Here is a 3,339-nt window from a genome sequence, read left to right on the forward strand (position 1 = left end):
TGAGCTATCTCCTACCCCATCGATCTACTCTTCCTCATTATTTTCATCTTCTATTTCAACTTCAGTGTTAATCTGCCTCAGATGAATATGTTTATTTCCTAACTGAATGGAAAATTCATCTCCTGGTTTAAGTCCCATTTCCTCTGTATAATTAGCTCCTATTACTAACTGTCCATTTTTATGAACACAAGCACGATAAGTAGGAGCACGTCCTCTTCCATCTTTAGGATTCTTCTCATCTAATTGTACTCCCTTGGCCTGTAGAACTGCATCGTAGAACTTAGCAAGATTTACTCGTTTCTGCTGATCTTTTGTAGTTGTATAATATCCGCAAGCAATAGCAGTATCTTTCTTTGACTTGTTTGGAAGTTCTTTAACTTTTTTCAACAATGCTTTACCTGTCAGTGGAGTATCTAATAGTTCTGAAGCATTTGATTTTTCTGTTGTTGTTTTAGCCATCTTCTCCATCTATTTAAAATCTTCATTCATAAACTTTAACACTTACACCTTCTAATATCAAGCCTCTTTAATCTTTTCTTTTAAGATATTTTTTAATCTAAATGTCTTGAGAGCAATTACCCTTCATAGTGAGGGAGTTAAGACGTCAAAAAAGCTAATGATTAATAGCTTATGTGCTAATTATTACACCTTTACTTAATAGTTAAATGTTTGATGAATTTATCTTTGTGTAAATTTTGATTCAAATAATTTAAACTAATTTTTTCTCCAGCAATATATCCAAAGGAAAAACCTAGATCGCTATTAACTCCAGTTGATTTCTGAGTTTTACATTTTACACCTTCTTGTTTTAAATATGCTTGAATAGCCAAAGTATGTTTTTCAAACATTGAGCGTACAACTATAGCAGATTTTGAATTATAATCAGCATTAGCAACTATACCTTTTGCCTCCATATTTTTTCGTCGCTGCTCTAATCTCTGTCTTAATCTAGTTGCACACCCCACCCTAAAGGCATTAATAAAAGCTCTTCCTTTTCCTCTATGTTGTTTAACTAATTTATCAACTACAGCCGTTAAATATTTGTAAAGTGAGTGAGAAACTGTGATATTAGTTTCTGTTCCTACTAATCTCATTTCACCAGTGTAAGTAGAACGCATTGCTTGACATCCATTAGCATTAGCAATTCCTGCTAAAATCCACATTTTCCAGGTTACATAACGACCTGTTTTATCAACAATACCCTTAGTAATATCTTCATCTTTGTCTTGTCCTAAGTCTGCTACAGATAAATTATGTTGAGCTAATAATTCTGCTGCTTTTTCTGCTGCTGATGCAGCTTCATGTTCATTAGGTGAATTAGCAAGAGCTAAGAGTTTACTAATTTTTTCCAGGAGATTCCTATCGACCATTTATCTGACCTTAGATACAGCATCTTATCCTAAATTTTTTTCTCTTGTAACTATACCTACTTAAGACACTAATTAATAGGTCTTAGCACTTGTTTGAAAATATTTTTTTTTAAGTATACTTTCTACTATAGCAATCCTCAATAAGTTGTCAAAAATCCATGCAATAGATCAAAAGTCTGTACTATTATTCCTGTTCCATTTTCCCTTGATTCAGAATATTTTTTGCACAACTACAATAGGACTCCTATATCCTATAATTATCATATAGAAAGATATGGATGGATTTAGTCTTGACAAGATTAACTGATTCTTATCAATGATCGAGGATTGGTATATATTTTTTTGATAAAAATAAGTAAATTCACTATTGTATATTTTTTTTGAAATTAAAATTAAATATAACTTTAATAACCAGAGATAATTTATAGAGTTATTTTTCAGAATTCAGGTATAGTTAAAATATTCTCAAGCCAGAAAAACTGATGGAATTAGCTTGTGTCATACTTGCAAAACTATCAAGTTTTCTCAAAGATGTTTGAAAACAACTTCTGGCTTGTTTCACTTTAAAATAGTACAGAACTTCAGTCTAGCTGCACTCAGCAAAACTGGCTTTAAATTAGTGATATATAATTTTGATTTTATCAATATTTATTGATAATTTACCTTGTAGTAATTTTCAACTATCAAAGCTTTTATATAGAGAAAAGCTGGAAGGGAAATTACTTCCAACTTTTTACTATATCAATCGATTATAATCAAACCTCTACCTTTAAACTTAATCGGCGTTTTCTCTATACCAATCAATTGTATTCTTCAACCCTTGCTTAAAATCCACCTCAGCAACAAAGCCAAATTTTTCCTTAGCTTTTTCTGTATCCAAACATCGCCTAGGTTGACCATTAGGTTTATCAGTTTCCCAAACTAATTCTCCCTGAAAATCCATTAAATCACAAATTAACTCTACTAAATCACGAATCTTTACTTCATGATTAGTTCCTAAATTAATAGGATCGGATTCATTGTAAAATTGAGTTGCCATGACAATTCCTCTAGCAGCATCTGTAGAGTATAAAAATTCACGACTCGGACTACCATCACCCCAAACAGGCAATTTTTTATCCCCTCTAACTTGAGCTTCATGTACTTTCCGAATTAAAGCAGGAATTACATGAGAACTCTTCGGATCGAAATTATCTTCAGGTCCGTACAAGTTAACAGGTAACAGATAAACACCATTAAAACCATACTGTTGACGATAAGCATCCAGTTGAACTAAAAGAGCTTTCTTGGCAATACCATAAGGAGCATTAGTTTCTTCTGGATAACCATTCCAAAGGTCTTCTTCTTTAAAAGGAACCGGAGTAAACTTAGGATAAGCACATATTGAACCAACACAAACAAATTTTTCTACATTTGCTTTATAAGCACAATCAATTAATTGCACTCCCATCATCAAATTATCGTAAAATAACTCACCAGGTTTTTCCTTATTCAGACCAATACCCCCTACATGAGCAGCAAGGTGAATTATAATATCCTGTTCTTGCACAGCTTTTTGGCAAGCTTCCAGAGTCCGAAGGTCATAATCACGCGATCGCGGTATAGTAATCTTATTAGGATTGGCTCCTGCTTTATTAAGTTGATCTACAACTTGACGTCCAAGAAAACCAGATCCACCTGTTACTAAAATTCTTTTGTTTTCCAACTCTAATTTACTCATTAAAAACCTCCAAGTAAGATTGATACTAACTAAGACTTTAGTTCAGGGTTGTTGTGGATTCAAATTAGCCAGATAAAAAACGGTACTCCCGTAGAGTAGGGAATAAAATCTGTGATTTTCTATTATTAGTATTTAATGGCTACTCAAGATTTTTTCCAGCTTTAGGGTGTGGCATGATTTTTGGTTTTGCTGAGATGATGATTATATAGAAAGAAGTAAAATTTTCCCAATCAAATTTTACTTCTTTCT

3 protein-coding genes are annotated in these 3,339 nt (G+C 32.6%); all 3 read right to left on the bottom strand.

Translation table 11 applies throughout. The annotated features are described in order from the left end of the window. Positions 1-24: 24 nt before the first annotated feature. The 3 genes from F6K22_RS36630 to F6K22_RS36640 all read right to left on the bottom strand — a co-directional run bounded on the left by F6K22_RS36630 (position 25) and on the right by F6K22_RS36640 (position 3,090). Positions 25-459 (bottom strand): AbrB family transcriptional regulator, encoded by a 435-nt coding sequence (locus F6K22_RS36630; protein WP_293109603.1) that lies wholly within the window; start codon positions 457-459, stop codon positions 25-27. 191 nt (positions 460-650) lie between these two features. Continuing rightward, the gene (locus F6K22_RS36635) at positions 651-1,370 is read right to left on the bottom strand and encodes a DUF7168 domain-containing protein (protein WP_293109605.1); all 720 of its coding nucleotides are present in this window, start codon (positions 1,368-1,370) and stop codon (positions 651-653) included. A 775-nt stretch (positions 1,371-2,145) separates the two neighbouring features. Beyond that, complete coding sequence (locus F6K22_RS36640) at positions 2,146-3,090, bottom strand: GDP-L-fucose synthase family protein (protein ID WP_293109606.1); 945 nt, start codon at positions 3,088-3,090, stop codon at positions 2,146-2,148. Positions 3,091-3,339 lie beyond the last annotated feature (249 nt).

The sequence above is a fragment of the Okeania sp. SIO2F4 genome (assembly GCF_010672385.1).
GTDB lineage: Bacteria > Cyanobacteriota > Cyanobacteriia > Cyanobacteriales > Microcoleaceae > Trichodesmium.